Here is a 23950-nt window from a genome sequence, read left to right as displayed (position 1 = left end):
TTATTTTTCCAAGAAAAGATATTTACGATTTAGTTAAACTATAGTGTATAATAAGTACGATAATATTTACAAGTTACGGGGTATAGCATGGCACACAGAATCGGAATCATTGGGCCTACCCGGTCAGTAGAACGGATCCTGACGATAGCTCAAAATTTTGAACATAATATTGAATTTGTTCCGTTTCCTTTTGAGGATGAAAGTGACATTATCCATATTTTGCAAAAAAATCAGGCGGATACTAAAGGCTGGCTGTTTACCGGGTCAGTCACGTATTTCATTGCCAAAGATTATTTGTCAACAGAAGATAACATAGCTTATTGCGAACCGACGGGGGCAGGTTTTTATATTAACTTGTTGCAAATGGCGATAAACAATAACGCTCTACCGCGTTTTTCTGTTGATATGTTTGAATCCTTAATGGATATTGAACGATTCATACAAGAAACCGGCATTAAATGGCAAGATGTTCACATTAGATATTATAAAACCCAATATGATCCAGAGGAAATCATTCAATTCCATCTTCGTTTATGGCAAGAAGGAAAGATTGATGGAGCAATTACTGCATTGCGAAGCGTTTTTCATGCACTAAAAACACACGGTGTACCTGTTTACCAGTTCACACTGACCGAGCAGGAAATTTATCAGTCCTTGAAAATAATTATTGAAAAAGTAAAGGCATCTTATTTCAAAAATACCCAAGTTGGACTTGTACTTGTTGAAATCGGCCAATATGACGAAATTATTGAGAAAGCTAAAACTCCATATGTTCTTCAAGCTTTAGAGTTGAAACTAAAGGAGCTTCTGTTGCCTCTTTGTGAAAAACTAGATGGTTATCTATTAGATAAGGGAACCGGCGTGTATGAAATTTTTAGTACGCGTGGAGCAGTCGAAAGTGAAATTAATATGCTCCAGAATACGGTTCAGCAACTTTTCGCAGTTGTTGACTGTAACGTTCCCGTTATAGCTGGTATAGGGTATGGCGCAACTCTTTTTGCTGCTGAAAGGAATGCCTATTGCGCTATTCGAAATGCCCGTGGAAAAAAGAGTAACGATATAATCATTGTCCAAGATAACGGGGTCATTGTCGAAGCAGTTAATGAGGAAAAACAAATAAGCTACTCTTATTACTCAAATGACAAAGAGTTGATAGAAAAATTACACCAAGCAGCTGTAGGCATCAAGATATACCAGAAAATTGTAGCAACAATACGACGAATGGGCTGGGATACGTTCACAGCAATCAAATTAGCCAGACAATTATCAGTTACTGAACAAAATATCCGCCGTATCATGACCGGTCTTTGTGCTGCGGGGTTAGCCATGCAGGTCGGCGAAGAGATTGTCGCGACGAGAGGCAGACCGGGTAAATTATATCGGTTAGTTTAATACTATTATCGTTGGGCTATGTTAGAGTATGTGATATTTTTATGGACGAATCTCTCAAAAAATACTATAATTTTACTTAAGAATATTTATTAATAAAATATAGCAGACGGCAGCTGCAAGCGTGATTATTTATAAGTAAGCATTGCGGGTGCATTTTGATAAACTAGCAAGGATGCTGGGCATAGGCCTGGCTTTTTTTTATCCAGATGGAAAGTATAGGCTTGAACGACTAAGGCTTCTGCCGGCGTCCTGAGGGACTTGTCACAAGCCAAGTCTTTTCTTATGATTTGTATGCGAAAGGGTGGCGCTAGTATGTTCAATTCTATGCGCAATAAAATAATCACTGCATTTATCATTGTTACTACCGTCCCCCTGATATTGTTAGCTTTTTTTGTCTATCAGGAGATGGAAGGAGCTCTGGAAAAGGAAATAAGAGAAGGTACTAGTAAAGAAATGATCCAAATGGATCATGCGATTGTTACTATGCTGAATGGTATGAAAGAAGACTGTCAGTATTTGGCTATCAATCCGTTTGTTGAAATGGCGGATACTGTGGATACATTTTATAATACACAACAAGAATTTGTACCTCCGAGCAATGATAGTATACACGAGAAGATTTACCGGGAACTTGAACGATATGCGCAGCAACATCCGGAGGCAGCTTATGCCTATTTGGGAACAGAAAAAGGCGGATTTATCGGATGGCCGCGAAGGGCCGCGCAAAAGGGCTTAGACCCGCACAAGCGTCCCTGGTATAGGCCGGCGATAGAGAATCAGGAAGAAACTTTTCTGTCTGAACCGTATGAGACCTACGACGGCAGTAAATTTACCGTGACCGCATCGCATTTTGTAAGAAATTTCGACGGTGCAGTGATTGGTGTTCTGGGTATTGATGTAAGTTTGGGTCAATTTACTAGAAAAATTTCAGAAATAAAAATAGGTGAAACAGGATATGTTTTTATGCTGGCCAGGGATGGAACAATTATGGCTCATCCGAATCCGGAGTTCTTGGGGCATACTATTGCCCAATTGGCGAGCAGCGGGGCATTAACCCCAAAAGGCAGTACGACCAGTTGGGATTTTCCTGAGTACCAGCGTCTTTTGGCAGGCTCAAATACATATTTTAAAACTATGATTGAAGGTCAAAGATGCGTTGTCAATATGCAGACTTCGGGCATGAGAAACTGGACTTTAGTCACGGTAGTATCTGTAGACGAGATTGCTGACAGGGCGAAAAAAGTCAGTATTCCTTTAGTTGCTGGTACGATTGTTCTAATTATTATGATCTTACTTCTTATTCCGGCAGTTTCCTATCAACTGACTCGGCGCATGGATGAATTAGTCAGGCACCTTAACCATATGGCCAGCGGAGATTTTTCAGAGCGCTTGCCGGATAAGCTGCTTGCCAGCCATGATGAAATTGGCGGAGTGGCCAAGGCCATCGATTTTATGCAGATAAACCGTCAGCAGGCTGAATGGGAGCTACAGGCTAGCAATGAGGAGCTCTCGGCCACTTATGGGCAGTTGGCTGCGACGGAAGCGGAACTGCGTGTGCAGCTTGAGCAGCTTAACATAAAAACACAAGAATTGGCTCAAAGCGAGGAACGATACCGTTTAGTGGCTGCGGGATCGAAAGATGCAATATGGGATTGGAATATAGAAGGAAGAACGGTCGCTTTATTAGGACAATGGGCAGATAATCTTCATTTCTCACATATGTTTACAGACTGCGATATTTTCGATTCCCGCGTTGTAAATAAAATATATCCTGACGATTTGGATAAACGGCAGCAAAGATTGAAAGAACATTTGGAGGGAAAGACACCTGAATATATCTGTGAATATCGAATTATAAACCAAGAAGGTGAGACGTTATGGGTGCTTGGCCGCGGTAAGGCATTATTTGATGCAGATGGTAACCCTATCCGCATGGCTGGCTCTATGACAGATATAACACAGAAGAAAATGCAAAGTATGAAAATACACCATTTGGCTTACCACGATATTTTAACAGGATTGGCCAACCGTCTGTCATTTTTAGAAAAACTTTCGGCAGAATTAGATGTTCAAAAGGGCTGTGGGGCAGGCGCTTTACTATTTATCGATTTAGATAATTTTAAGATGATCAATGATTCCATGGGCCATTCTGTAGGCGATCAGTTTCTGTTGCGAACCGCAAACGCTTTAAAAAAGGTTGCTCAAGAGCAATTTGTAGCGCGGTTAGGCGGAGATGAGTTTATAATTATCCTTTCTGGTAAAACGGATCGTCAGACCATAAGCGAATTTGCGCAGAAATTGATTCAAGTGGTGGGTGAGGTATGCTATGATCCTTTGGCAGTGACGCTCAGCATCGGCATTGCATTATATCCTGATGATGGATGTGATACGAAATCCTTATTGAAAAATGCCGATATTGCTATGCAGTGCGCCAAAAAACAAGGCAAACATCGTTATGAATTCTTTACAACTGATATGGAAACAGATATTATTCATAAAATGCGACTAGAAGCTGGTTTGCATAAGGCTTTGAAAAATGGCGAATTTGTTTTATATTATCAACCGATTGTTAATGCGGATAACCAGTTGGTTGCTTTTGAGGCTTTAATTCGCTGGCAAAGTCCGGACTATGGTTTGGTTTCTCCGGCACAGTTTATTCCTGTTGCCGAGGAAAGTAATTTAATTGTGGAAATTGGTGAATGGGTTTTGCGGACAGCTTGTTTATTTGGCAAAAGGCTGCATGATGCGGGTTTAACGAATGTGCATATGTCTGTTAACGTGTCGGTTAAAGAATGGCTGCAGGATGATTTTGCCGATAAAGTTGCAAGTGTTTTAGAGGAAACTGCTTTTCCCAAGGATTGCTTAATTTTGGAAATTGTTGAGACGATGCTTATCGAAAATTTTAAAAACGTGACTTACAAAATCTGTAATTTAAAGAAACAGGGAATCAGGATCTCTCTGGATGATTTCGGCACAGGGTATAGTTCTTTGACCTACCTCAGTGAATTACCGGTAAACACCATTAAAATTGACAAATCCTTTGTGGATGCTTTGCTGGAAAAAAGTAATTATGCCGCCATTGTGGGAACGGTTATTCAGTTGGCACATGAAATGGGATTTGATGTTGTCGCAGAGGGGGTTGAAACGGCAGAACAAATGTCATTCTTACAGGAATTGAAGTGTGATAGAATGCAAGGTTATTTCATCAGCAGACCTTTACCAGAAGAAAAAATATGGAAAAAATATTGTCAGGGTATGATAATCTAGAGACAAAATAGCGACTCCCATCCTCTCAGTATTAAATTCAAGGCCCCGGAGCATATCCGGAGCCTTTTAAAATTGCCTAATTATGGTTAACTTGCATCCATAGCTAGCCCAAAATGAAGCTTTTACCAATTGTTTATATGGAAAAATTAATGGTGATACACAGAGAATGCAATTCTTTTTAGACGTTTCTTGAATTCTTCGAGGGCTTTCTTTTTCTCTGGGGTATCAAGTGGAAATAAGTGTAATTCAATTACGAGATGAAAAAGGAATTTTAGGCAAGCGGATAGAGTAACCAACATAAATATTAATATAAGAAACAAAAGGGCGGTGTTATTTTGTGGTTTAAAATTAAAGGTTTTTTGTTTGGTCTGCTATATGAGCAAAACGAACCAAGCTTGACAAGAGTAATCATAGCCCTGGGATTTTTGGTTTTCGTTATAGGAACAATTGCCGATATTATTTTGGCTATCTATGGTATTCGTTGGCAAGATTACTCGACATTTGCAACAATTACCGGCGGCGGAGCTATGGCTGGCAAGGTAGGAGATAAATTAGTCACCACATTTACAGCGCAGAAATATGGATCGCCAGAAGGTCAGATGCCACGACCAGTAACTAAAAATTCAAACGAATCTGGAGGAAATCAATAAGGACATGCGGGCAATTTGCTTGCCGTCCTGCTTGCGTTGGTCAGCTTAGCTATCAAGTCAATAAAATAACGCCGTCCATTTGGGCGGCGCAAAAGGGAGAGGAAATAAATCATGATTAGTTTAACCAAACGCCAGGCGGCTTATACTGTTTGGCGTTATTTTAACGAATTTGATACCTTTGTAAGCATAACAAGGTTGAGTCCGATAACCGCCATAATAAAAACCCCCAAGCCTATTTGGTGTGCTCCCCGTCAATAGGACAATCAAAAATATAAAGATTTTCTTTACAGCTCATCCGTTTGGATGGGCTGTTTTTCTTATGCAGCCCTGTAATGTTTGTGGTATTCATAAGGTGTCATAACGTCTAGGTTTCGTTGTAACCGGTCTAAGTTGTAGTAGTGAATATAACTACGGATTGCATGCATTAATTCCGTTCTACTGGTGAATTTCCGAGTATAGTACATCTCGCGCTTCAGTATTCCCCAGAAGCCCTCCATGGGACCATTGTCAATGCAGTGGGCCACACGGGACATGCTTTGTGTCATTTCCTGTTTGACGAGTCTTTTGTGAAACCCGAGGCTCGTATACTGGAATCCGCGATCGCTGTGAAACAGCGGATGTGCTGCAGGTTCTGCTTTTGCTGCTGCATCGAACGTATCAAACGCCAGCCGGTTATCGTTGTGGTCGCTTAATACAAATGACACAATCCTGCGATCGTAGAGATCCAATATGGCGCTCAGATAAAGCTTGTGCACAACCGGACCTTCAAAGTATTTAAATTCACTTACATCCGTCAGCCATTTTTCATTAGGGCAATCTGCATGGAACTTGCGGTTCAGGATATTATCTGCTATATAATCCGGATTTGATGCACGGCGAGTGCAACAGTTATGAGGGTTCTTTATCGTAGACTGGATATGGAGTTTCCGAGCAATCCGCAGGATGCGTTTGTCATTTACCTGTTCATTGTATTTGCGATTTAGATCGTCCCGAATCCGGCGGTACCCTTTATCCGGATGCTGCTCATGGATTTCCATAACTTCTTTGGCTAGCCGTTCGTTTTCTTGTTCACGCAGGCTTTTGCCGTCATTGCGCCAATGGTAATAGGCAGACCGGCTGACATGCAGGATTTTACACAATATTTCAACCGGGTAATGCTGTTGACTATCTTCAGCTAAGGCTTTCACGGCTTCATATTCTCGTTCTTGGCGCGTGAAGCCAAGACATCCCTTCTTTCCAGTTCCTTCAGTTTTTTTAGCACGTCAACCTCCATCTGCAGCCTCCAGTTCTTGTGTTTCAACTGGGCAACTTCAGCCTGTAGTTCTTCTTGCGGGGTACGGCCTGGCAATGTTCCGGCCCGATGCCCACGCCGATCTTCCAGACCTGCATTTCCCATTTCTAGGTATTTTTTTGTCCACTGGTATACCTGTTGGTACGATATCTGGTATTTCAGGGCTGCTTCGCCATAATTCGTATCATGTGCAAGACAGTATTCGGCGATTTCCACACGCTCATTCTGCGTCATCTTTCTAGCTTTCAACATGATTCGACTTCCTCCTGACCGGAGTTTGAACTCCTCATGTCCATTATACTGCTTTAGCCAATGACGCAATTGGAAATCAGAGTGAATCTGGTATTTCTTGCAAATACCCAATAGGGAATCATTACCTTGCAGATAATCGGTCACAGCTGCAAGCTTTAGTTCCGGTGGATACACTCGATTGTTCTTCTGCGGTTTTAAGCCAGCTTCACCTTCTGACTGGTACTGGCAAATCCAGCCACTCACTGTTTTGTGGTCAACTTCCAGGATATTTGCTATATCGGCTATGCTTATGTTTTTTGCCAAATACTTCTTGCAAGCATCTATCTTCAAAGCGATCGATACTTTTTCTTTATGTGGCATAAAATTACCCCCAGATAAGACAGTTTGTTTTTTCATTGTCCTATCTAGGGGTAGCATATCAATTTCCTAGACCAGAGGGTTTATAAGATAACTATTGACGTAACACGATATGCCCCGTGAGTCGCATATAATGAAGTAACATTATAAGGGGGGGAGCAATATGGATAAAGAGAAGATCAAAACTAAATTTGGCGGTACCGGTCACAAAATTGATGATTTTGTGGAAGATACTGCGGAAAAACATAACTATCCAAAATGGAAGGTTTGGGTAGGGTTTGCCATCGCAGGACTGGCTGTTGTCGGCGTTTGCCGTCTGGCCGGGTGGATTTAATGTGGACAAAAAAACTTTTATCATTGTTATTGGCCTGTTGTTTGCTGTGTTTGCCGGTTGGTACCTGTTCGGCCTACACGATAACGGAAGCAGAACTGACGCAGTTAGAAACCAACTTGACACAGTTAACGACTATCAACAATCAACTATTGACCGACTTGGAAACATCGAAAACGGACTTGACGACAGCCAAAAGCAAGTTGGAAGAATCTCAGACACAGTTAGCGAAGCTGCAAGAGCAGTTAACCAAACTCAGGATAGAATCCAGCAAAGCCAAGATAGAGTTAGAACAAGCTCAGAAATTATTGCAGACTGCCAACGAATCCTTGCAGAAGTACGAGAAAGAGGTCAAGCAGGAGAAAAATAGATTGGCTTGGCAGCGCAATTTGTTTGCCACTGTCTGTATCTATTTGCTGGCTAAATAGATTTTAATGCCCGAATTGTTATTAAATTTCATGGTGATTATTTTAATTAACCCTCTCAGCCGTTCATAATATAAAAATCGACGTCTGTCTATATTAGGTAATTCCACCGTCGCGTAGCCGCATCTTTCGGGGTACGGCTTTTCCTTTGATACAATTAAAACATAATTTGTAAAAAATGAAACATTATTGCAATATTTAGATGGTACAATCCTTAAAAAGGAGGTAATAATATGAGTGTATCGTCCATAGACAGTAGTAGCATGGTGGGGCTATTAAGCCAGTATTATTATCAGAATCGAACTTCCAATAGCAACACAGCTAGTGGCAACAGCACATCAACTGTTGATAGTTTGAAAGGAGTGACATCCACCAATTCCGATGGTGACACTTTTCAAATGTCTGGGCTGGCAGCACCGACTCAGCTGTCAGCAGCGGACATGTACAGTAAAATGGACACCGACGGTGACGGTTCAGTAAGCGAGTCGGAATTCGCAGTATTACGTCCTAGTGACGTGACGGCGGAGATGGCTGCAACTCTTTATAGCAGTTTTGACACAGACAGTTCGGACTCGTTGACGGAATCCGAATATGTAACAGCTATGAACAATGCGGCTTCTGCGACCAGCACTGCGACAAGCAGCACCAGTGGCACACTCTCGATTTCGAAAATGTTTAGTAGCATGGATACCAATGGTGATGGCTCGGTGAGCGCCGATGAATTCGCAGCACTACGTTCTAGTGACGTGACGGCAGAGATGGCTGCAAACCTTTATAGCAGTTTTGACACAGACAGTTCGGGCTCATTAACAGAGTCGGAATTTGAAACGGCCATGAACAATGCGCTCTCTGTGAACACAGTTTCTGCAACCAGTTCCGCCAGCAGCACTGCAGCTGCGAGTGGCGGCGGCACGGCATCAGCTAGTAATTCATGTCCTTTAGGTAATAGTAGCTGCACCGGTTGTGGGCAGTGCGGCAAAACAACTGCAAGCAGTTCCACGTCCACTTCTAACTCAATTTTTAGTTCGACTCAGAATAATACAAATGCCCAAACAAGCAAGACGAGCGATTATTTTGCAGCTATTGCCACGAAGGCTTATGAAACAAATTCTGTATATTTATAGGAATATTTGCTGGCATGCGGAATAAATGCCTTTTCTTTGTCGTATCCACTAGGGTACGGCTTTTTTATTTGTGTTAAACCACGAATATAAGGAAAATAAAACGGGAATTATAGAAACATGCAAGCATCATTGTGGAAAAGGATGGTGTTATAATAATGATTTGGTTTTTAGTAATTGGATTGATTTCTGGTTGGTTAGCTAGCAGGATTTCGCGCAGTGGATTCGGTTTCTGGGGCGATTTGGTAACGGGTATTATTGGTTCTTTCATCGGTGGAAGTCTATTTAACTTTATGGGAATATCCACATATGGTACAATCGGAGCAATCATTTCAAGTACTGTAGGAGCGATTATATTCCTTTGGCTTGTAAGGATGATTTTTCATGTAGCACCTGCTGCACATAAGAAAAAGTGACATTTACCTTCGGGTGGGCGGCTTTTTTTATTTGCTAAGCATTCTAATAAAATTCTAAAAAAAAGGGTATATAATTCTAAACATACCATACCTATTATGAATACTTCTCCAACCCCAGCAAATGCTGGGCTTTTTTTTTAGATGGAAAGTATAACTTTCCCTGAACTGAACGCCTATACCCCTAAAGGGCACAGGCGGCTTTTGCTGGCGACGCACCCGGATGGTGCTAGTGCCGATTGCGCCATGGATGACATAGCAATTCGGCTAACGGACTTGGCATAAGCCAAGTCTTTTCGTATAGCCTTCGAAGAAAATTGTGTGTTATGAGTAAGATGTTGGCATGCCGGTTAACCATGAAAAATAGAATGGTTGACGAAAGCTTTAAACTGGTCTTATAATTTGAGTAGGTTTATTTGAAAATGTATAGTTTTAAATAATATAATAGGCGGATGGTTATGATGAACACTAAAGGGGATCTAACAGATTTTATCTATGCAGCGCTTTTTGCAGCGCTAACGGCGGTATTGGGATTTGTTTCTATACCATTGCCTTTCAGTCCAGTTCCTGTTTCAGGACAGAGTTTGGGAATAATGCTGGCGGGAAGTATTCTAACGGCGAGGCAAGCAGTATTTAGCGTCTTGACTTTCATTTTGATTGGTGCCGCAGGCGTGCCGGTTTTTTCGGGATTTGCTGGTGGGATTGGAGTTGTTTTTGGTCCGAGAGGTGGATATTATTTCGGCTTTTTGATAGGCGTCGTTATTATTGCGTTGTTACGAGGACACAAGAATAATATCTGGTATTTAGCTTTAGCAAATAGTATAGGGGGCATTATTGTTGTTTATCTTTTTGGTGTGTTGTGGCTGAGTTTTGTTACTGGTATGGGAGTGGAGAAGGCATTTGTGGCAGGCGCGCTTCCATTTATACCGGGAGATTTATTTAAGGTTTTTGTAGCGACCATCATTGGGGTAGCTATAAACAAACGATTACGCAAATAACAGGTTTTAGAAATGGATTTGTAAAACCAGCTATATCCCCATCAGATAATAATAAAATTGCTAAATTTTATATTATTCATGCAGGAGTTTACCTGCCTGATAGCCAAATAATACTATCAAAATGAATAATATAAGCAAACCTTCTGAAAAGAAGGGACGCAAAGCCATGGGTCTAAAGAGAGTTAACTCTACGACTGCCAGGTTGCACTTAAAGTGTGATCTGGCAATTTTTTATTTCATAATAAGGAGTGGGGTGTTGGTAATGGACAATGTCGTTGTTAGCGAAAATAGTGAATTAAGTAAAGAAGAACTAAAAGAAGTAGAGGAACTGTTGGCTCAATTGCCAAATATTATCGAAGAACTAGAACGAGATGTGTCCAAGGAAGAGTCCTAAAGTAGATATAAATTATCGATTACTCTTTTTTATAAGTTATATATATTCCGCAGAAGAAAGTTTACAGGCGCAGGTAGGTGATGTATTGACAACGCTTCACCACTAGCGTTTAACTTCCGCTTTTGCCAATACACCACCTACCTGCAAAAGTTGTTAACACATTGTATATAGAAGGATTTTGGAGAGCGATGTATAATAATAGTATAAAAAGAATAATAGGCAAACCTTCTAAAAGGAAGGGACGCAAAGCCATGGGTCTAAAGATATAATAATCTATGATAGCCAGGTTGCATATTAAAATGCAATCTGGCTATTTTTTGTAGGAAAGAGGGAGAATAAATTGACAGAAAGAAACTGTTCTTGTGGAAGTAAAGTCTTTGAAAATATTAATGTGACACCAACTGGAATTAAGAAAGAAAGATATTTTACAAGATGCGTACAATGCGGCTTAGTCATAGCTACTCATGGGTGTGAGTCGCAGGGGCAATGTCAGCTGATAGTATCCAAATTGTTGAATGTAGTCTGTTGGATGCCTGCGAAACTTTACCCTGCAGTGTCACTGATATCCGGTTGGTCGAGGAGGCCGGATACGGAACAAAGATGTTAACCTGTTCCAATTATTTAGTGACTATGTTTTTGGTTTTTAAAATGGAAAAGATTTATCATGTCAATTATTGTAAAAAATAAGAAGAACACACAGATAACTTTTGTTATAAATTTTAGGCTGTTTAACGCTGCGGCACAAACGTACCACTCACTCACAAATGGAGTAATGAATACCATCGCCATTAAAGAAAGTAACGATAGAAGAAATAATTGGGTAGCGGGATAATCTTTAAGCATAATATCATCCTCCTTTTCTTATTTATATTTTCATTATATTCTGTTTTTTCCATTATGTCTATTGTTGGCAATTTGGGAGTAAAACATTTAATTTTCTAAACAAATTCTAAAAATTAGTGCATATAATTAAATCATCGTTACAAACGCTTGGCACTACAATTCATAGAAGGGCGCTGCCTTTCTATTGATAATAGATTGTCCCCTATTATAAATGTTGTATCCCGGTGACAATTTGTTACTGGGTATCTTTTTGTTGATAAGGCTTGCTAAACAGGGAAATTATGTTATAATAATTAATGTCATTTAATATTAATTATTGATTTATATATAAATTAGGAGTGATTATCATGGTAGTTGAGCGTGTAGCAGCCAAACCGGAAATATGCAAACCGGAGGACAGGGGTTGGCCGCTTAAAGGTAGTATAGTAGCTGTGGCGGGTATTTTGTATGTATTTTTAATGATAGTGTAGGGGATTTCGCAGGTCGCCGATCTTCGGATAGGCGATTTTTCTTATACATATATATATTGAAGTTTGTTTCGGTACAACATATACTATAACTATACATAGTATGTCTGAAGAAGGTGGTGACAGCATGCGCGCATTGGTTGTTGACGATTCCAAAGTCAGCCGGGAGTTCATTATTTCTCATTTACATGAGATGGGTATAATTATGATTGACGAAGCTATGGATGGATTTGATGCAATAAATAAAATTAAAAAGCTGCCACCAAATTTGAAGTATGATATTATCACTTTAGATGTTGTTATGCCTAAAAAGGATGGTCTGGAGGCATTAAAGGACATTAAATTGTTGTCTCCTGCATCTAAGATCATCATATGTAGTTCGAATAATGATATTCGAACAGTGCAGGTAGCTGTTGGTTTTGGTGTGGATGGGTTTATTGTAAAACCATTTACGCGACAAAAGTTTCTTGACGCGCTTTGGCGTAGTTTGAAGACAGATAAAAAGTAAGCTGAAACCAAAATAACCATCGGCAAAATTTGCTTGATGGTTATTTTTACGGATTTTTATTGACAAAAGAGTAAGGGTGAGTGATAATAGCCACATACCGACTGGTAGGTATGCGGCTGCGTAGGGGGTAGATGTGGCATGACAAAAGAAAATATCATTATTGCTGCCTTGCGGTTATTTGTGACGCGGGGCTATAAATCGGTTTCGCTTATTGATGTTGCCAATGCGGTTGGCATTACCAAGGGGGGAATCTATCATTACTTTTCCAGCAAAGATGATTTGCTGCAGGTAGGGATGCACTATTTACTTGAGCGACTTGAGGCCAAGTATACCGAGTTATTGAGCGATAAAAATAGTATTCGGGAAGTACTTAATGCACTATTAGTGGAAAAAACGTTGGAGCGATATGCTAAAGAACTGTTAGGCGTGGAAGGGGAATGCCGGGTTGACTGTGCTCATTTTGTTATTGAGCTAATGAATAAATTCCCCGATATTCAAGAGCGCATGGAACAAGGGCGCATGGTAGCATGTGCGGCGTTTGCCCAAAAAATTAAGCAAGCGATGGAACTGGGAGAAATAAAGCGCGGCCTTGACAGCTATGCCGTGGCAGCTGCTATCATGGCTGCAGCTAATGGCCAACTATCGCTGGGACGCTCCTTTCAGTCTCGGGAGATGCGTAGCCGAATGCTGGAAAGTATATGGCTATTAGTAACAATATAAATTAGGATGCATTATCGAATTGCGTGAATTTCTAGCGCAACGTTTATAATGCATTCTATAGATGCACTTAGCGCGAGAAAAAAGGCGCTAAAATTTTAAGTTACGACATACCGACTGGTAGGTATGCCCAATTTGCGATACTAGTCCAAATCGAAATGGAGGTTTGTTTGATGAAAAGATGGAAGCCGAAGCATTGGATAATTCCAGTGATCGTAGTAATTGGCATTACATTGGTTGTTCGCAGTGGCGTATTTGCCTTTGGTAATAACGAAGTGAAAGCTGGTGACAGTGCGCTTAGTGTGAAAGTTGCTGCTGCGGGGTATGTAGATACTGTACCTAGTCTTACGTTTAATGGCTCGATAGAAGGAGCGACAGCGGCAACAGTAAGTGCTAAAATTGCTGGACGGATTGAACAAGTCCTGGTCGAGGAAGGACAAGCCGTTAAAGCAGGTGACTCTTTGGTTAAGTTAGAGGCCGTTGAATTGGCAAACTCGGCTCGGCAAGCGGGTGATGCTGTAAAGAAGGCCGAGATTAACTATGAGTTGGCACTGAATGATTACAATCGCTATCAGCGGCTTTTTGATAAAGGCGCTATCTCAGAACAGCAGTTAGATAATGTTAGAGCCAAATTGAAAACGGCCGAAGCAGATGTTTCAAGTGCGACAGCTAACAACAGCAGCGCTAAGCAGCAATATGGTTATGGCATAATTAGTGCGCCAGTTGATGGGGTGGTTGCTAATAAAAATGCCACTATTGGGCAGGTGGTTTCTCCGGGAGCCGCACTCATGGTGGTGCAAGACATTGATCAGGTATATGCGGTAATCAATGTTGAACAAAAAGAATTGGGCTCTGTTAAAGTTGGTCAACAAGCCAATATTACAGTAGATACGTATCCAGATATGGTTTTTACTGGCATAGTTGAGGTTGTGAACCCAGAAGCGGGATCAGGTAGTCGGATGTTCCGGACCAAGATTAAAATTGATAATGTTAGTTCCCACTTAAAGCCTGGTATGTTTGCCAAAGTAGCACTGGCAACCGGTAATAGTGTAGCGGTGCAGACGGTGCCTCAGACAGCTGTTGTGCAAAAACAGGGATTGTACTATGTGTTTACTGTTGAAAACAATAAGGCTGTCCGTCGACAAATTGAGATTGGCGAGGTAACAGGCAATACCATTGTAGTTAAGTCCGGTTTACAGCCAGGCGAGCAGGTTATTGTGACAAGCACCAACCGCATTAAAGATGGTGACGCAGTACGCGTAGCCTCATAGAGTAGGGGAAAAGGACATGAAGCTTACAGAGATTAGTGTAAAGCGCCCGGTCTTTGCTACGGTGATGATTTTGGCGCTGGTAGTGGTAGGCTTGGTTAGCTATATATCCCTAGCTGTGGATCAATACCCCAGCGTAGAAATGCCTGTTGTTGCTGTCACTGTTTTATATCCTGGTGCAGCACCAGAACAAGTAGAATCCAAGGTTACGCAAGCGGTAGAAGAAGCAGTTAGTGAGGTTGCCGGTGTCGAGCATGTAACTTCAACGGTAAGTGAGGGAGTATCGACAACGGTTATTCAGTTTACCATGGAAACAAATGCCGATGCTGCAGCGCAAAATGTGCGCGATAAATTGGGCGGGGTACAGGCAAACTTGCCGGAAGATGCTAAAGCGCCAATGATTGCTCGTTTTGATCCTTCCGACACACCGATTATGTCAATCGCCTTAACAGGTGATGTAACGCAGAGGGAATTGACTGTGTTAGCCGAAGATGTAATAACTAAACGGCTTAAGGCTGTCAATGGGGTTGCTTCTGTCGAAGTAAAGGGCGGCTTAGACCGCGAGATTCAAATCCAATTAGACGGCAACAAAATGTCTGCGTATAGTCTTACCGTACCGGAAGTTCTCAATAGCCTGCGTAATGAGAATATTGATGCTCCTGGCGGTAAGGTTACTGATGGACAGCGCAAAACCGACCTTCGCGCGGTAGGGCGTATTAAAGACACCAGTGAGTTTTTGGATATTGTTGTTGGTCAACGTGACGGTGTACCGCTTTATGTAAAAAACATTGCGGTTATCAAAGATATGACCGAAGAGGTAGCAACAGTTACCAAGCTTAATGATAAGCCGGCGCTCGGCCTTGATATTATGAAGCAGTCTGGCAGTAACACTGTGCAGGCAGTAGACAATGTCAAAAAACAATTGCAAAGTATTAAAAAGGAATTGCCGCCAGGGATTGATTTGGTAGTGGTTCGCGATAATTCAAAAACAATTAACGAGTCAGTGCAGGATGTGGAGTTTAACCTTGTCGTTGGTGGTATTTTAGCGGTTGCTATTGTATTTTTGTTCTTAGGCAACTGGCGAAGCACCATCATTAGTGGTATTGCAATTCCGGTATCTGTTATCGCTTCCTTTGCGGTCATGAAGGCCTTGGACTTCACACTTAACACTATGTCTCTATTGGCCTTATCGCTGGCTGTGGGTTTGTTGATTGATGATGCCATTGTTGTTATCGAAAATATTGTGCGCCATCTGGAAATGGGCAAAGATAAGGTAACTGCCGCGCTAGATGGAACCGCAGAGATTGGCCTTGCCGTTATGGCTACTACCTTTACTCTTGTTGCGGTCTTCTTGCCGGTGGGTATGATGAATGGCATAGTTGGCCAGTTTTTTAAAGAGTTTGGTATAACCGTGGCGGCCAGTGTGCTAGTATCGTTATTTGTTGCTTTTACATTGACGCCTATGCTGTCGGCTAAATATCTCGATCATGCCGAAATGAATGGTAACAGTAAGCTCGGTAGGGCTTGGCTCAGATGGAATAAAAAGTTTGATGAGCTAACCGTTAAATACGGGGAGTTCTTACGTCAGGCTCTAGGACAGCGCCGCAAGGTCATGTTAGTAGCGTTGGCTTTGTTTGTTGGTAGTTTGACACTCGTGCCACTACTGGGGTCTACCTTTGTTCCTGATGCTGATAATGGGGAGATTACTGTTACCGCTGTCGTTGACCCTGGCATGAGCGTAAGCGCTACGGGCGATATGGCAGACGGTATGGCCCAACTTATACGCGACTTGCCTGAAGTTAAGCTAACCTACAGTGTGGCCAACGCCAAAAACATAACCATTTTGGCAGAGCTTACACCTAAGAATCAGCGCAAACGTAGTGATACGGTTATCATTGAGGAGCTGCGGCAAAAATTTAGTAATGTGCCAGGTGCAGAAATTAGTATATCTAAAAAGTCAGGTATGTCAAACGGCAAGCCGGTATCACTGGTTGTCCAGGGAACCTCGCTGGATACCTTGGCGGAGATTGCCGAACAAGTTGAGCAAGTTGTGGCTAACATACCTGGTGCGGTAGAAGTATCGTCAAGCTATGAAGCCGGTAATCCTGATGCTCAGATTGTGGTTAAGCATGATCGGGCGGCAGATTTGGGAATTTCGCCAGCAAGTATTGCTGATACGCTGCAGACTATGTTTAACGGTAAGGTTGTCACCCAATACAAGGAAGGTGATGACTCCTATGATGTACGGGTAATTTTAGATCCTGAGGATCGTCAGAGCCTGGCAGATGTCAAGAATGTGTATTTGTCTGGCAGAGCTCAGAGCAAAAGCGGGCAAATTGTTATGGTGCCGCTTGCTCAGGTAACAGACACGGTGTATGCTACCAGCCCGGCTCAGATTACACGCTATGATAATCAACCGCAAATTACCATTACAGCCAATCTCCGCGGGATTACATTAGGTGAATTCAACACCGCGTTCAATAAAAAAGTGGCTGATGTAACTATGCCGGAAGGGTATCAATTTGTCGCTACCGGACAGACCAAGTCCATGAATGATGCTTTTAGCAGCATGGTGATAGCACTTACCATGGCGGTACTGTTTATCTTCTTCGTACTGGCTGCTCAGTTTGAGAGCTATCTTGACCCCTTTGCCATTATGCTTGCCTTACCGCTGGCCATTATCGGCGCGATCATTGGCTTGTTGGTGATGGGAAGTGAGCTTAGTATAATGTCGTTGATTGGCATAATTATGCTGATGGGCCTAGTAACCAAGAACGCCATTTTACTGGTTGACTTTGCCAAACAGCGTCGTGCCCAAGGCGTAGAACGCAACCAAGCGCTGGTAGAGGCGGCGACCAAGCGGATGCGGCCGATCATTATGACGACAGCCGCCATGATTGTCGGCATGATTCCGCTAGCCTTAGGTATCGGTCCAGGGGCCGAAGCCCGTGCGCCCATGGCTCATGCCATCATCGGCGGCTTGGTGACTTCGACTATTCTGACGTTGGTTATTGTGCCAGTTGTGTATACTGTATTTGATGATATCCAACATGGCAAATTTAGTTGGAAAAGGGTATTCAAACGAGCGTAACAGACAAATTGGATATTAGACGAGAAAAACATCCTGCACGTACCAGTAGGTATAGCTGCAGGATGTTTTTTCTTATTGACGGGTGTATTTTTGTGAAAAAAAAGACGCTTGACAAGGCTGTCGATATCTGCAATAATAAAAACAAGAAAAGTGATAATGATTATCATTACAAGTTAAGGCCTGATGGTTTTACATGTAAGACTAGTAATATACGGGTAAAGCTGGTTCGAGATGATGAGGGTGTGAAAACAGAGTGACGATTAAAACCAGGCTGCTTATTGTTGTGCTATTGCTTGGCATGTTGCCTATTGGAGTTATGATTATAGCTGGCAAGCAAGTAGGGCTAGGCATGAACCAAGCGTTTTATAATACTATGGCAATTGTATTAATGGTAAGTATTCTTGTAGGGTTGGTTAGCCCAGGCATTATCAAACAATGGCTTTTTTCTAATCAGGTCCAGAAGATGAAGGAATTCTGCCAACATATAAAGGCTGGTCGGTATGATGTGGTTTTAACTGTGCCGAATGAACGTGACAATGATGGTAACGAAAATGAATTGGTTGATTTGATGCGGGACATGAATTGGATGGTCCATAGGATTAAGGTGAATGAATTGGAGTTGCGCCAGGTTGTAGTTGATCTTGAACAATCCAGAACTGAGATTCAGTCGCGGAAAAAAGTATTGGAAGAAGTGAATGCCGCACAATTAGTCGTTCAGAGTCAATTGCAGGGGCGAACACAAGAACTAAAAGAGGCGTTAGATAAATTACGCAATTTATTGGATAACATTGGTCAAGGGTTTCTTTCTTTTGGTAAGGATTTAAGGGTTGCCGGCGAATATAGTGCTGAATGTGTTATGATTTTTAATCAGGAGATAAAGCATGAGTTGGTTCCGGCATTATTGTATCCGGAAGATCCAGAGCAGCAGGAGTTTTTGACAGCTTTATTTGATAAAGTATTTCAGGAAGAAGATGTTCTACTCAGGGAAAATTACCTGTCGCTGTTACCGGAAGAAATAGAATTAGCTGGCAGCTTGATCCAAATTACATATAAACTGATTCATTATCCGTTCGACCCGCCTCACAGAGAAATAGTATTGATATTAACAGATATTACACAGAAATGCGCGATGGAAAAAAGGATTGAAGAAGAGAAAGATAGGTTATCGATGGTGGTGCGCGCTGTGACTCACCAACAAGAATTTGCCAAAGCTAAGAGGGACTATGAAGTATTTTGCCGACAAGAGCTGCCAGAACTTCTGACTTCACACGGGACAGAGCTTACTAAGATCGGTGAAGTTTTTCGCACAATTCATACCTGGAAGGGGACTTTTGCACAGTTGGGCTTGCTGCGTGTGGCCGCAAAGCTGCATGAGTTAGAGACTGATTTAGCAGAAGTGCGAAATGAAATAGAAAATGACCGGGTGCATACTACTGTCAGGGAATGGTTTGTGGACTATTCACCTGAAACGCTATATGAGTGGCTGGAACAAGAGGTAGAAGAATTAAGAAAAGTACTGGGTAACCAGTTCCTTCTCCGGGATGCGACAATTGTTGTGGAAAACTGCAAACTACAAGAATTGGAGGAGAAAATTCGACGTTTGCTTACTCCTTGTCAAGCAGGACCCCTTATTGAGGATCTTAGGCGTTTGCGTTATAAGCCCTTCAGTGAATTAATCAATATGGTTCCTGAATACATAACTGATTTAGCATTAAATCAAGGTAAAGAAATTAGTGCGCTATTGATCACCGGCACGAAGACTTTGGTAGATCCTATAAAATATCATGATTTTGCCAAGGCGCTTGTGCATGTTTTCCGTAATGCAATTGCTCATGGCTTGGAAACCCCAGAGGAACGCGTACAAAATGGCAAACAGTCTCAGGGCCAGATTAAGTGCAATATCGAGGAATATGGGGCAAATATGGTAATTACTATTGCGGATGATGGAAAAGGGATTGACGTTAATCGTATAAGAGAATTGGCTGTTGCCAAGGGAATTTGCAGTGAGCTAGTGGTTGCTGCTTTATCTGAGAAAGAAATAGTCCAGCTGATTTTTGCAGACGGGCTTTCTAGTGTTGCTGCTACTAATGAATTAGCAGGACGGGGAGTAGGCTTGGCTGCCGTAAAACAGGAACTTGAAAAACTTGGCGGACATATTGAGATTAAGACGGTGGTGGGTAAAGGTACTAAATTTACTTTTATTTTGCCACTAGTAGACTCTGACTATAGGTTAAATACAAAGGAGGTTGAACCGGACAATGGCGCGTGTGTTAGTTGTGGATGACGCATTAATGATGCGAAAAACCATTGGGACCTTTTTGGGGAAAGCAGGACATGTGGTGGTGGAGGAAGCGGTGAATGGCAAACAGGCAGTTACTGCCTATAAAAATCATCTTCCCGACTTGGTTACGATGGATATAACCATGCCCGAGGTAGATGGTATTGGTGCCCTACAACAGATTATTGCTTTTGACCCACAGGCCAGAGTTGTTATGGTGAGTGCACTTGGGCAAAAACATAAAGTATTTGATGCCTTACAGCACGGGGCCAAGGGCTATATTTTGAAACCGTTTACTGCCGATAAGTTACTGTTGATTATTAATGAATTGCTAGGAGCAACTCATAAGGGTGGGAAGGAATGCCGAGAATATGCGAATCCCTTTGACAAAAAAACGGTGACGTCTAAGAGGGCATTTACTGTTGAAACGCAGGAAGGTATTGCGAGAATTGCGTTGTTGCGAGAATTAACACAAACTGATTTTGACGAGCTGGCCAAAGAAATTAATAACATAAGGGTACATCAGGAAGAGGAGATACTACTTGATTTTACTTATGGAAGTACACTGCATAATAGAAGTGCACCAGCGTATTTGAAAATGATTGAAGAATTTATTGATGCAAGTGGTAGGCTGCGGATTGTCTGCTATACGCAGGATTATACGACATACTTTCGTAGTTTGGCCAGTTTGCAAGCGATTGAGTTTCAACTAGCTAAGCGATGCATTGTCCAATAGAACTATTTTTTTTAACTCAAGAATGAGAATGATTATTGTTATCGAAAAAATTAAGGGGGAAAAACGAAATGGTCAAATTATTAAATCAGTTATTGCCGGGAGAAACCGGTACGATTGCTAAAATTCATGGTAATGGTCCTATCCAACGCCGCATTATTGATATGGGAGTTGTTCTTGGATCAAAGATCGAGGTTCAAAAATATGCACCGCTGGGTGACCCCATGGAGGTTAAGGTCATGGGCTTTAATCTCTCCTTGCGTAAAGTTGAGGCCCAGAATATCGAAATTAAGATGAATTAACTGAGAAGGGTGGTTATGCAAATGCAGAGTGTTGATCAAGGGCAATTAATGATAGTAACCGCCTTGGGCGGCTCGCGGGAGGTAAGGACAAGGCTTACTGATTTGGGTTTTACACCTGGCACGCCTATTTGCATAATAAATCGTAGTCAGGATTCTGTTATTATCAAGGTCCGGGGCAGCCGGATTATGTTAAACAATGTATTGGCTTCTGCCATTAAGGTAGAGCAGGGACAGGACGAAGGAGGATTTTATAGTGGCAAATACCAAAGTCAGTATTGCTTTGGCCGGTAATCCCAATTCAGGCAAAACAACTATTTTTAATAGTGTTACCGGTGCTAGGCAACATGTAGGCAACTATCCGGGAGTCACGGTTGAAAAACGGGAGGGGTTCCGGCAGTATCAGAATAAAGAATTGTTGATAGTTGATTTGCCGGGTACATACAGCTTAACAGCCCATTCGCTGGACGAACTTGTGGCCCGTAATTTCATCATTCAGGATAAGCCGGATGTTATTGTAGATATACTGGATGCCGGCAATTTGGAACGTAATTTATATTTGGCAGTGCAGCTTCTGGAATTGGAACGACCGATGGTCATAGCACTTAATATGGTCGACGTAGCTGAGAGCATGGGCACAAAAATCAACGAGCAAGTATTAGCACAGAAGCTGGGTGCACCAGTAGTTAGAACAGTTGGTAATCGCCATAATGGCATAGATGAGCTATTGGCAGCGGCTGTAAAGGTGGCTGAGGAAAACCAAACCAAATCCTTTGCTATTAATTATGGCGATGCGGTGGAAAATAAAATTGCGGAGATCAGTAGTTTGCTGGCAGAAGAACGGCATAACTTACGCTTTCCCTTGCGATGGATGGCAATAAAACTATTGGAAAACGATCCAGAGATCCGCGATATTGTGAAGGAACTGCCAGGGAGCGCGCAGATTGCTAGGGTTGTTGCGGCAGCCAGGGAGAGTTTGCAGGCTGTTTTTGAAACTGACCCGGAATTGGCTATTGCCAATCTTCGGTATCAATTTGTAGGCGGGCTGTGCCAGGAAGTTATTGTAGCTAAACGGGATGGAATGTTAACGACCTCTGATAAGGTTGACAGGATACTTACCAATCGAATGTTGGGGTTGCCTGTATTCTTAGGACTTATGTGGCTATTATTTAATATGGTATTTACTATTGGGGCGTACCCGCAGGATTGGCTGGAACAGGGGGTAGCTGCCATCGGTAACTTTGCCGGTCTCTATATGCCGGAAGGCGATCTAAAATCGTTGGTTGTCGATGGAATCATCGGCGGTGTTGGTGGAGTTATAGTATTTTTGCCTAATATATTGTTATTGTTTTTGGGTATTGCCTTACTGGAAGATACCGGCTATATGGCTAGAGCAGCCTTTATTATGGATAAAATTATGCATTCTGTGGGACTGCATGGTAAATCTTTCATCCCGTTGTTATTGGGTTTTGGCTGCAGTGTACCAGCGATTATGGGTACACGAAGTTTGGAGAATCCGCGTGATCGCTTGGTGACTATTTTGGTGACACCGCTGATGAGCTGTAGTGCAAGATTGCCTGTATATACGCTGCTGATTGCGGCCTTCTTTAGTGAAAGTATGGCAGGTACGGTGTTATTCTCTATTTATGTATTAGGGGTAGTTTTAGCCGTAGTTATGGCGCGCATTTTCCGCAGTGCATTATTCAAAGGTGAGCCAGAGCCTTTTGTTATGGAATTGCCTCCCTATCGTGTACCTACCTTACAATCCATTTTTATGCACATGTGGGAGCGCAGTGTACTATATCTAAAAAAAGCAGGTACCATTATTCTCGCAGTTTCAATTTTGATCTGGTTTATGGTTAATTATCCGAGTGATGTCAATTACAGCAAAGACTATCAAGGTTTGATTGCTCAGGCAGAAGCTGGTTTTAGTCAACAAGTGGAAGAACAGGTCGCAAAGCCTCTAAATATTGGCGCTATAGAAGAAAATGAGGAGTTTGCAGCATTAATTGCAGATATAACCGAAGTTGATGAAAAATTTGATGAGCAAGCAGAAGGTCTTGGAGAAGATAGTCCGGAATTAGCAGCATTAACAACTACTAAAGAGATAAAACTGCAGGAAATGGAAGCGGCTAACACCGAGTTGTATTCGCTGGCTACTCGCTATCTGGAGCTTAAAGCCGAAAATGAAGAACAGGTTGAAACCTTTGAAAAAGCCGAGGCTGGGGAAAAATTAGCCCAAAGCTATGCTGGTCAGCTTGGTAAATTTATTGAACCTGCTATCCGACCACTGGGTTTTGACTGGCGGTCAGGCATCGGTTTAATCGCGGCCTTTACAGCGAAAGAAGTGTTGGTCAGTACCATGGGAACTATCTATAATGTAGGGGAAGATGATGAAGGCTCGGTTGCTCTGCAGCAAGCGTTGCTCAACGACGGCAGCTTTACCCCGTTAATTGCCTATTCGTTGATGGTCTTTGTGCTTATCTATTCACCATGCATGGCGGCATTAGCTGTTATCAAACGGGAATCAAATTCCTGGAAATGGCCAATTTTTGCCACAGTATATACGACTGTCCTAGCATGGATAATGTCTTTCTTGGTTTACCAAATAGGAAGTTTCATGGGCTACTAAGAAAAAGGAGTGAACACGATGGAAAACATGGTTTTACTACTGATTGGGCTAGTCGCGGTTGGGTATGTTGGTAAAATTATTTGGAAGGAGCTTCACGGCGAAACACAATGCAATTGCGCTGGTGGTTGTGGAGCTAATTGCCATAAACATGCCAAGTAGATTGTGGTAATTTGTTCATAATTCCTTGGTTGCAGGGTGGCTGCAAATGTATTTGCAATGAGAA

At 42.1% G+C, this 23950-nt stretch carries 25 protein-coding genes and 2 riboswitches; of the genes, 22 read left to right on the top strand and 3 right to left on the bottom strand.

Annotation, left to right across the window (positions count from 1 at the left end; genetic code table 11):
- Positions 1 to 87: 87 nt before the first annotated feature.
- The 4 genes from ACZ449_RS20045 to ACZ449_RS20030 all read left to right on the top strand — a co-directional run bounded on the left by ACZ449_RS20045 (position 88) and on the right by ACZ449_RS20030 (position 5567).
- Complete coding sequence (locus tag ACZ449_RS20045) at positions 88 to 1392, top strand: hypothetical protein (RefSeq protein ID WP_464257824.1); 1305 nt, start codon at positions 88 to 90, stop codon at positions 1390 to 1392.
- A 312-nt stretch (positions 1393 to 1704) separates the two neighbouring features.
- Positions 1705 to 4659 (top strand): bifunctional diguanylate cyclase/phosphodiesterase, encoded by a 2955-nt coding sequence (locus ACZ449_RS20040; RefSeq protein WP_464257823.1) that lies wholly within the window; start codon positions 1705 to 1707, stop codon positions 4657 to 4659.
- Positions 4660 to 4994: 335 nt separating this feature from the next.
- A complete protein-coding gene (locus ACZ449_RS20035) occupies positions 4995 to 5309 on the top strand; it encodes a hypothetical protein (protein WP_464257822.1) in 315 nt (104 codons plus the stop codon).
- Positions 5310 to 5420: 111 nt separating this feature from the next.
- Positions 5421 to 5567: a hypothetical protein gene (locus ACZ449_RS20030; protein WP_464257821.1), complete on the top strand. Its 147-nt coding sequence runs from the start codon at positions 5421 to 5423 to the stop codon at positions 5565 to 5567.
- Positions 5568 to 5626: 59 nt separating this feature from the next.
- On the opposite strand, the gene ACZ449_RS20025 is transcribed toward ACZ449_RS20030, so the two are convergent.
- Together ACZ449_RS20025 and ACZ449_RS20020 are read right to left on the bottom strand one after the other, a co-directional pair.
- On the bottom strand, positions 5627 to 6496 hold the full coding sequence (locus ACZ449_RS20025; protein WP_464257513.1) for an IS3 family transposase: 870 nt from the start codon (positions 6494 to 6496) through the stop codon (positions 5627 to 5629).
- Positions 6493 to 7212, bottom strand: a complete 720-nt coding sequence (locus tag ACZ449_RS20020) for a transposase (RefSeq protein ID WP_464257514.1) — start codon at positions 7210 to 7212, stop codon at positions 6493 to 6495. The genes ACZ449_RS20025 and ACZ449_RS20020 overlap by 4 nt, the downstream gene beginning before the upstream one ends.
- A 160-nt stretch (positions 7213 to 7372) precedes the next feature.
- Between ACZ449_RS20020 and ACZ449_RS20015 the strand changes: the two genes are divergently transcribed.
- The 6 genes from ACZ449_RS20015 (at position 7373) to ACZ449_RS19990 (ending at position 10891) form a co-directional block, all read left to right on the top strand.
- Positions 7373 to 7543 (top strand): hypothetical protein, encoded by a 171-nt coding sequence (locus ACZ449_RS20015; protein WP_464257820.1) that lies wholly within the window; start codon positions 7373 to 7375, stop codon positions 7541 to 7543.
- Positions 7543 to 7968, top strand: a complete 426-nt coding sequence (locus ACZ449_RS20010; protein WP_464257819.1) for a hypothetical protein — start codon at positions 7543 to 7545, stop codon at positions 7966 to 7968. The genes ACZ449_RS20015 and ACZ449_RS20010 overlap by 1 nt, the downstream gene beginning before the upstream one ends.
- Before the next feature lie 230 nt (positions 7969 to 8198).
- A complete protein-coding gene (locus tag ACZ449_RS20005) occupies positions 8199 to 9089 on the top strand; it encodes an EF-hand domain-containing protein (protein WP_464257818.1) in 891 nt (296 codons plus the stop codon).
- Between the two features lie 155 nt (positions 9090 to 9244).
- Complete coding sequence (locus ACZ449_RS20000; protein ID WP_464257817.1) at positions 9245 to 9502, top strand: GlsB/YeaQ/YmgE family stress response membrane protein; 258 nt, start codon at positions 9245 to 9247, stop codon at positions 9500 to 9502.
- Positions 9503 to 9957: 455 nt separating this feature from the next.
- A complete protein-coding gene (locus tag ACZ449_RS19995; protein ID WP_464257816.1) occupies positions 9958 to 10497 on the top strand; it encodes a biotin transporter BioY in 540 nt (179 codons plus the stop codon).
- A gap of 123 nt (positions 10498 to 10620) precedes the next feature.
- A riboswitch (cyclic di-GMP riboswitch) is annotated at positions 10621 to 10707 on the top strand.
- Between the two features lie 52 nt (positions 10708 to 10759).
- Positions 10760 to 10891, top strand: a complete 132-nt coding sequence (locus ACZ449_RS19990; RefSeq protein ID WP_464257815.1) for a hypothetical protein — start codon at positions 10760 to 10762, stop codon at positions 10889 to 10891.
- Between the two features lie 208 nt (positions 10892 to 11099).
- A riboswitch (cyclic di-GMP riboswitch) is annotated at positions 11100 to 11186 on the top strand.
- 326 nt (positions 11187 to 11512) lie between these two features.
- Here the strand turns inward: ACZ449_RS19990 and ACZ449_RS19985 are convergent.
- Positions 11513 to 11734 carry a hypothetical protein gene (locus tag ACZ449_RS19985; protein WP_464257814.1) on the bottom strand — a complete coding sequence of 74 codons (222 nt, stop codon included), beginning with the start codon at positions 11732 to 11734 and terminating at the stop codon, positions 11513 to 11515.
- A 347-nt stretch (positions 11735 to 12081) separates the two neighbouring features.
- Here ACZ449_RS19985 and ACZ449_RS19980 point away from each other — a divergent pair, with 347 nt between their 5' ends.
- The 12 genes from ACZ449_RS19980 to ACZ449_RS19925 all read left to right on the top strand — a co-directional run bounded on the left by ACZ449_RS19980 (position 12082) and on the right by ACZ449_RS19925 (position 23886).
- Positions 12082 to 12204, top strand: coding sequence for a hypothetical protein (locus tag ACZ449_RS19980; RefSeq protein WP_464257813.1), 123 nt, complete (start codon positions 12082 to 12084; stop codon positions 12202 to 12204).
- Positions 12205 to 12328: 124 nt separating this feature from the next.
- Positions 12329 to 12709 (top strand): response regulator, encoded by a 381-nt coding sequence (locus ACZ449_RS19975; protein WP_464257812.1) that lies wholly within the window; start codon positions 12329 to 12331, stop codon positions 12707 to 12709.
- A gap of 138 nt (positions 12710 to 12847) precedes the next feature.
- Positions 12848 to 13429, top strand: coding sequence for a TetR/AcrR family transcriptional regulator (locus tag ACZ449_RS19970; RefSeq protein WP_464257811.1), 582 nt, complete (start codon positions 12848 to 12850; stop codon positions 13427 to 13429).
- A 170-nt stretch (positions 13430 to 13599) separates the two neighbouring features.
- Positions 13600 to 14697 (top strand): efflux RND transporter periplasmic adaptor subunit, encoded by a 1098-nt coding sequence (locus ACZ449_RS19965; protein ID WP_464257810.1) that lies wholly within the window; start codon positions 13600 to 13602, stop codon positions 14695 to 14697.
- A 16-nt stretch (positions 14698 to 14713) separates the two neighbouring features.
- Entirely contained in the window at positions 14714 to 17785 is a 3072-nt protein-coding gene (locus ACZ449_RS19960) for an efflux RND transporter permease subunit (RefSeq protein WP_464257809.1), read from the top strand.
- A gap of 92 nt (positions 17786 to 17877) precedes the next feature.
- Complete coding sequence (locus ACZ449_RS19955; RefSeq protein WP_464257808.1) at positions 17878 to 18042, top strand: hypothetical protein; 165 nt, start codon at positions 17878 to 17880, stop codon at positions 18040 to 18042.
- On the top strand, positions 18039 to 20069 hold the full coding sequence (locus ACZ449_RS19950) for an ATP-binding protein (RefSeq protein ID WP_464257807.1): 2031 nt from the start codon (positions 18039 to 18041) through the stop codon (positions 20067 to 20069). The genes ACZ449_RS19955 and ACZ449_RS19950 overlap by 4 nt, the downstream gene beginning before the upstream one ends.
- Positions 20044 to 20799 (top strand): response regulator, encoded by a 756-nt coding sequence (locus tag ACZ449_RS19945; RefSeq protein ID WP_464257806.1) that lies wholly within the window; start codon positions 20044 to 20046, stop codon positions 20797 to 20799. Before ACZ449_RS19950 ends, ACZ449_RS19945 begins: the two co-directional genes overlap by 26 nt.
- Before the next feature lie 68 nt (positions 20800 to 20867).
- A complete protein-coding gene (locus tag ACZ449_RS19940) occupies positions 20868 to 21098 on the top strand; it encodes a FeoA family protein (RefSeq protein WP_464257805.1) in 231 nt (76 codons plus the stop codon).
- A gap of 21 nt (positions 21099 to 21119) precedes the next feature.
- A complete protein-coding gene (locus ACZ449_RS19935; protein WP_464257804.1) occupies positions 21120 to 21389 on the top strand; it encodes a FeoA family protein in 270 nt (89 codons plus the stop codon).
- Positions 21352 to 23727, top strand: coding sequence for a ferrous iron transport protein B (gene feoB, locus ACZ449_RS19930; RefSeq protein ID WP_464257803.1), 2376 nt, complete (start codon positions 21352 to 21354; stop codon positions 23725 to 23727). Before ACZ449_RS19935 ends, feoB begins: the two co-directional genes overlap by 38 nt.
- An 18-nt stretch (positions 23728 to 23745) precedes the next feature.
- Positions 23746 to 23886, top strand: coding sequence for a FeoB-associated Cys-rich membrane protein (locus ACZ449_RS19925; RefSeq protein ID WP_464257802.1), 141 nt, complete (start codon positions 23746 to 23748; stop codon positions 23884 to 23886).
- The last annotated feature ends 64 nt before the right edge of the window (positions 23887 to 23950 follow it).

The sequence above is a fragment of the Desulfosporomusa polytropa genome, from assembly GCF_055380075.1.
This window is presented reverse-complemented; position numbering and strand designations above follow the sequence as displayed.

What these genes read in the sequence shown, in the direction of transcription:
- ACZ449_RS20045 (WP_464257824.1), top strand. Translation starts at nt 88, where the DNA reads ATGGCACACAGAATCGGAATCATTGGGCCTACCCGGTCAGTAGAACGG.
- ACZ449_RS20040 (WP_464257823.1), top strand. Translation starts at nt 1,705, where the DNA reads ATGTTCAATTCTATGCGCAATAAAATAATCACTGCATTTATCATTGTT.
- ACZ449_RS20030 (WP_464257821.1), top strand. Translation starts at nt 5,421, where the DNA reads ATGATTAGTTTAACCAAACGCCAGGCGGCTTATACTGTTTGGCGTTAT.
- ACZ449_RS20020 (WP_464257514.1), bottom strand. Translation starts at nt 7,212, where the DNA reads ATGCCACATAAAGAAAAAGTATCGATCGCTTTGAAGATAGATGCTTGC.
- ACZ449_RS20015 (WP_464257820.1), top strand. Translation starts at nt 7,373, where the DNA reads ATGGATAAAGAGAAGATCAAAACTAAATTTGGCGGTACCGGTCACAAA.
- ACZ449_RS20010 (WP_464257819.1), top strand. Translation starts at nt 7,543, where the DNA reads ATGTGGACAAAAAAACTTTTATCATTGTTATTGGCCTGTTGTTTGCTG.
- ACZ449_RS20005 (WP_464257818.1), top strand. Translation starts at nt 8,199, where the DNA reads ATGAGTGTATCGTCCATAGACAGTAGTAGCATGGTGGGGCTATTAAGC.
- ACZ449_RS20000 (WP_464257817.1), top strand. Translation starts at nt 9,245, where the DNA reads ATGATTTGGTTTTTAGTAATTGGATTGATTTCTGGTTGGTTAGCTAGC.
- ACZ449_RS19995 (WP_464257816.1), top strand. Translation starts at nt 9,958, where the DNA reads ATGATGAACACTAAAGGGGATCTAACAGATTTTATCTATGCAGCGCTT.
- ACZ449_RS19990 (WP_464257815.1), top strand. Translation starts at nt 10,760, where the DNA reads ATGGACAATGTCGTTGTTAGCGAAAATAGTGAATTAAGTAAAGAAGAA.
- ACZ449_RS19985 (WP_464257814.1), bottom strand. Translation starts at nt 11,734, where the DNA reads ATGCTTAAAGATTATCCCGCTACCCAATTATTTCTTCTATCGTTACTT.
- ACZ449_RS19980 (WP_464257813.1), top strand. Translation starts at nt 12,082, where the DNA reads ATGGTAGTTGAGCGTGTAGCAGCCAAACCGGAAATATGCAAACCGGAG.
- ACZ449_RS19975 (WP_464257812.1), top strand. Translation starts at nt 12,329, where the DNA reads ATGCGCGCATTGGTTGTTGACGATTCCAAAGTCAGCCGGGAGTTCATT.
- ACZ449_RS19970 (WP_464257811.1), top strand. Translation starts at nt 12,848, where the DNA reads ATGACAAAAGAAAATATCATTATTGCTGCCTTGCGGTTATTTGTGACG.
- ACZ449_RS19965 (WP_464257810.1), top strand. Translation starts at nt 13,600, where the DNA reads ATGAAAAGATGGAAGCCGAAGCATTGGATAATTCCAGTGATCGTAGTA.
- ACZ449_RS19960 (WP_464257809.1), top strand. Translation starts at nt 14,714, where the DNA reads ATGAAGCTTACAGAGATTAGTGTAAAGCGCCCGGTCTTTGCTACGGTG.
- ACZ449_RS19945 (WP_464257806.1), top strand. Translation starts at nt 20,044, where the DNA reads ATGGCGCGTGTGTTAGTTGTGGATGACGCATTAATGATGCGAAAAACC.
- ACZ449_RS19940 (WP_464257805.1), top strand. Translation starts at nt 20,868, where the DNA reads ATGGTCAAATTATTAAATCAGTTATTGCCGGGAGAAACCGGTACGATT.
- ACZ449_RS19935 (WP_464257804.1), top strand. Translation starts at nt 21,120, where the DNA reads ATGCAGAGTGTTGATCAAGGGCAATTAATGATAGTAACCGCCTTGGGC.
- ACZ449_RS19925 (WP_464257802.1), top strand. Translation starts at nt 23,746, where the DNA reads ATGGAAAACATGGTTTTACTACTGATTGGGCTAGTCGCGGTTGGGTAT.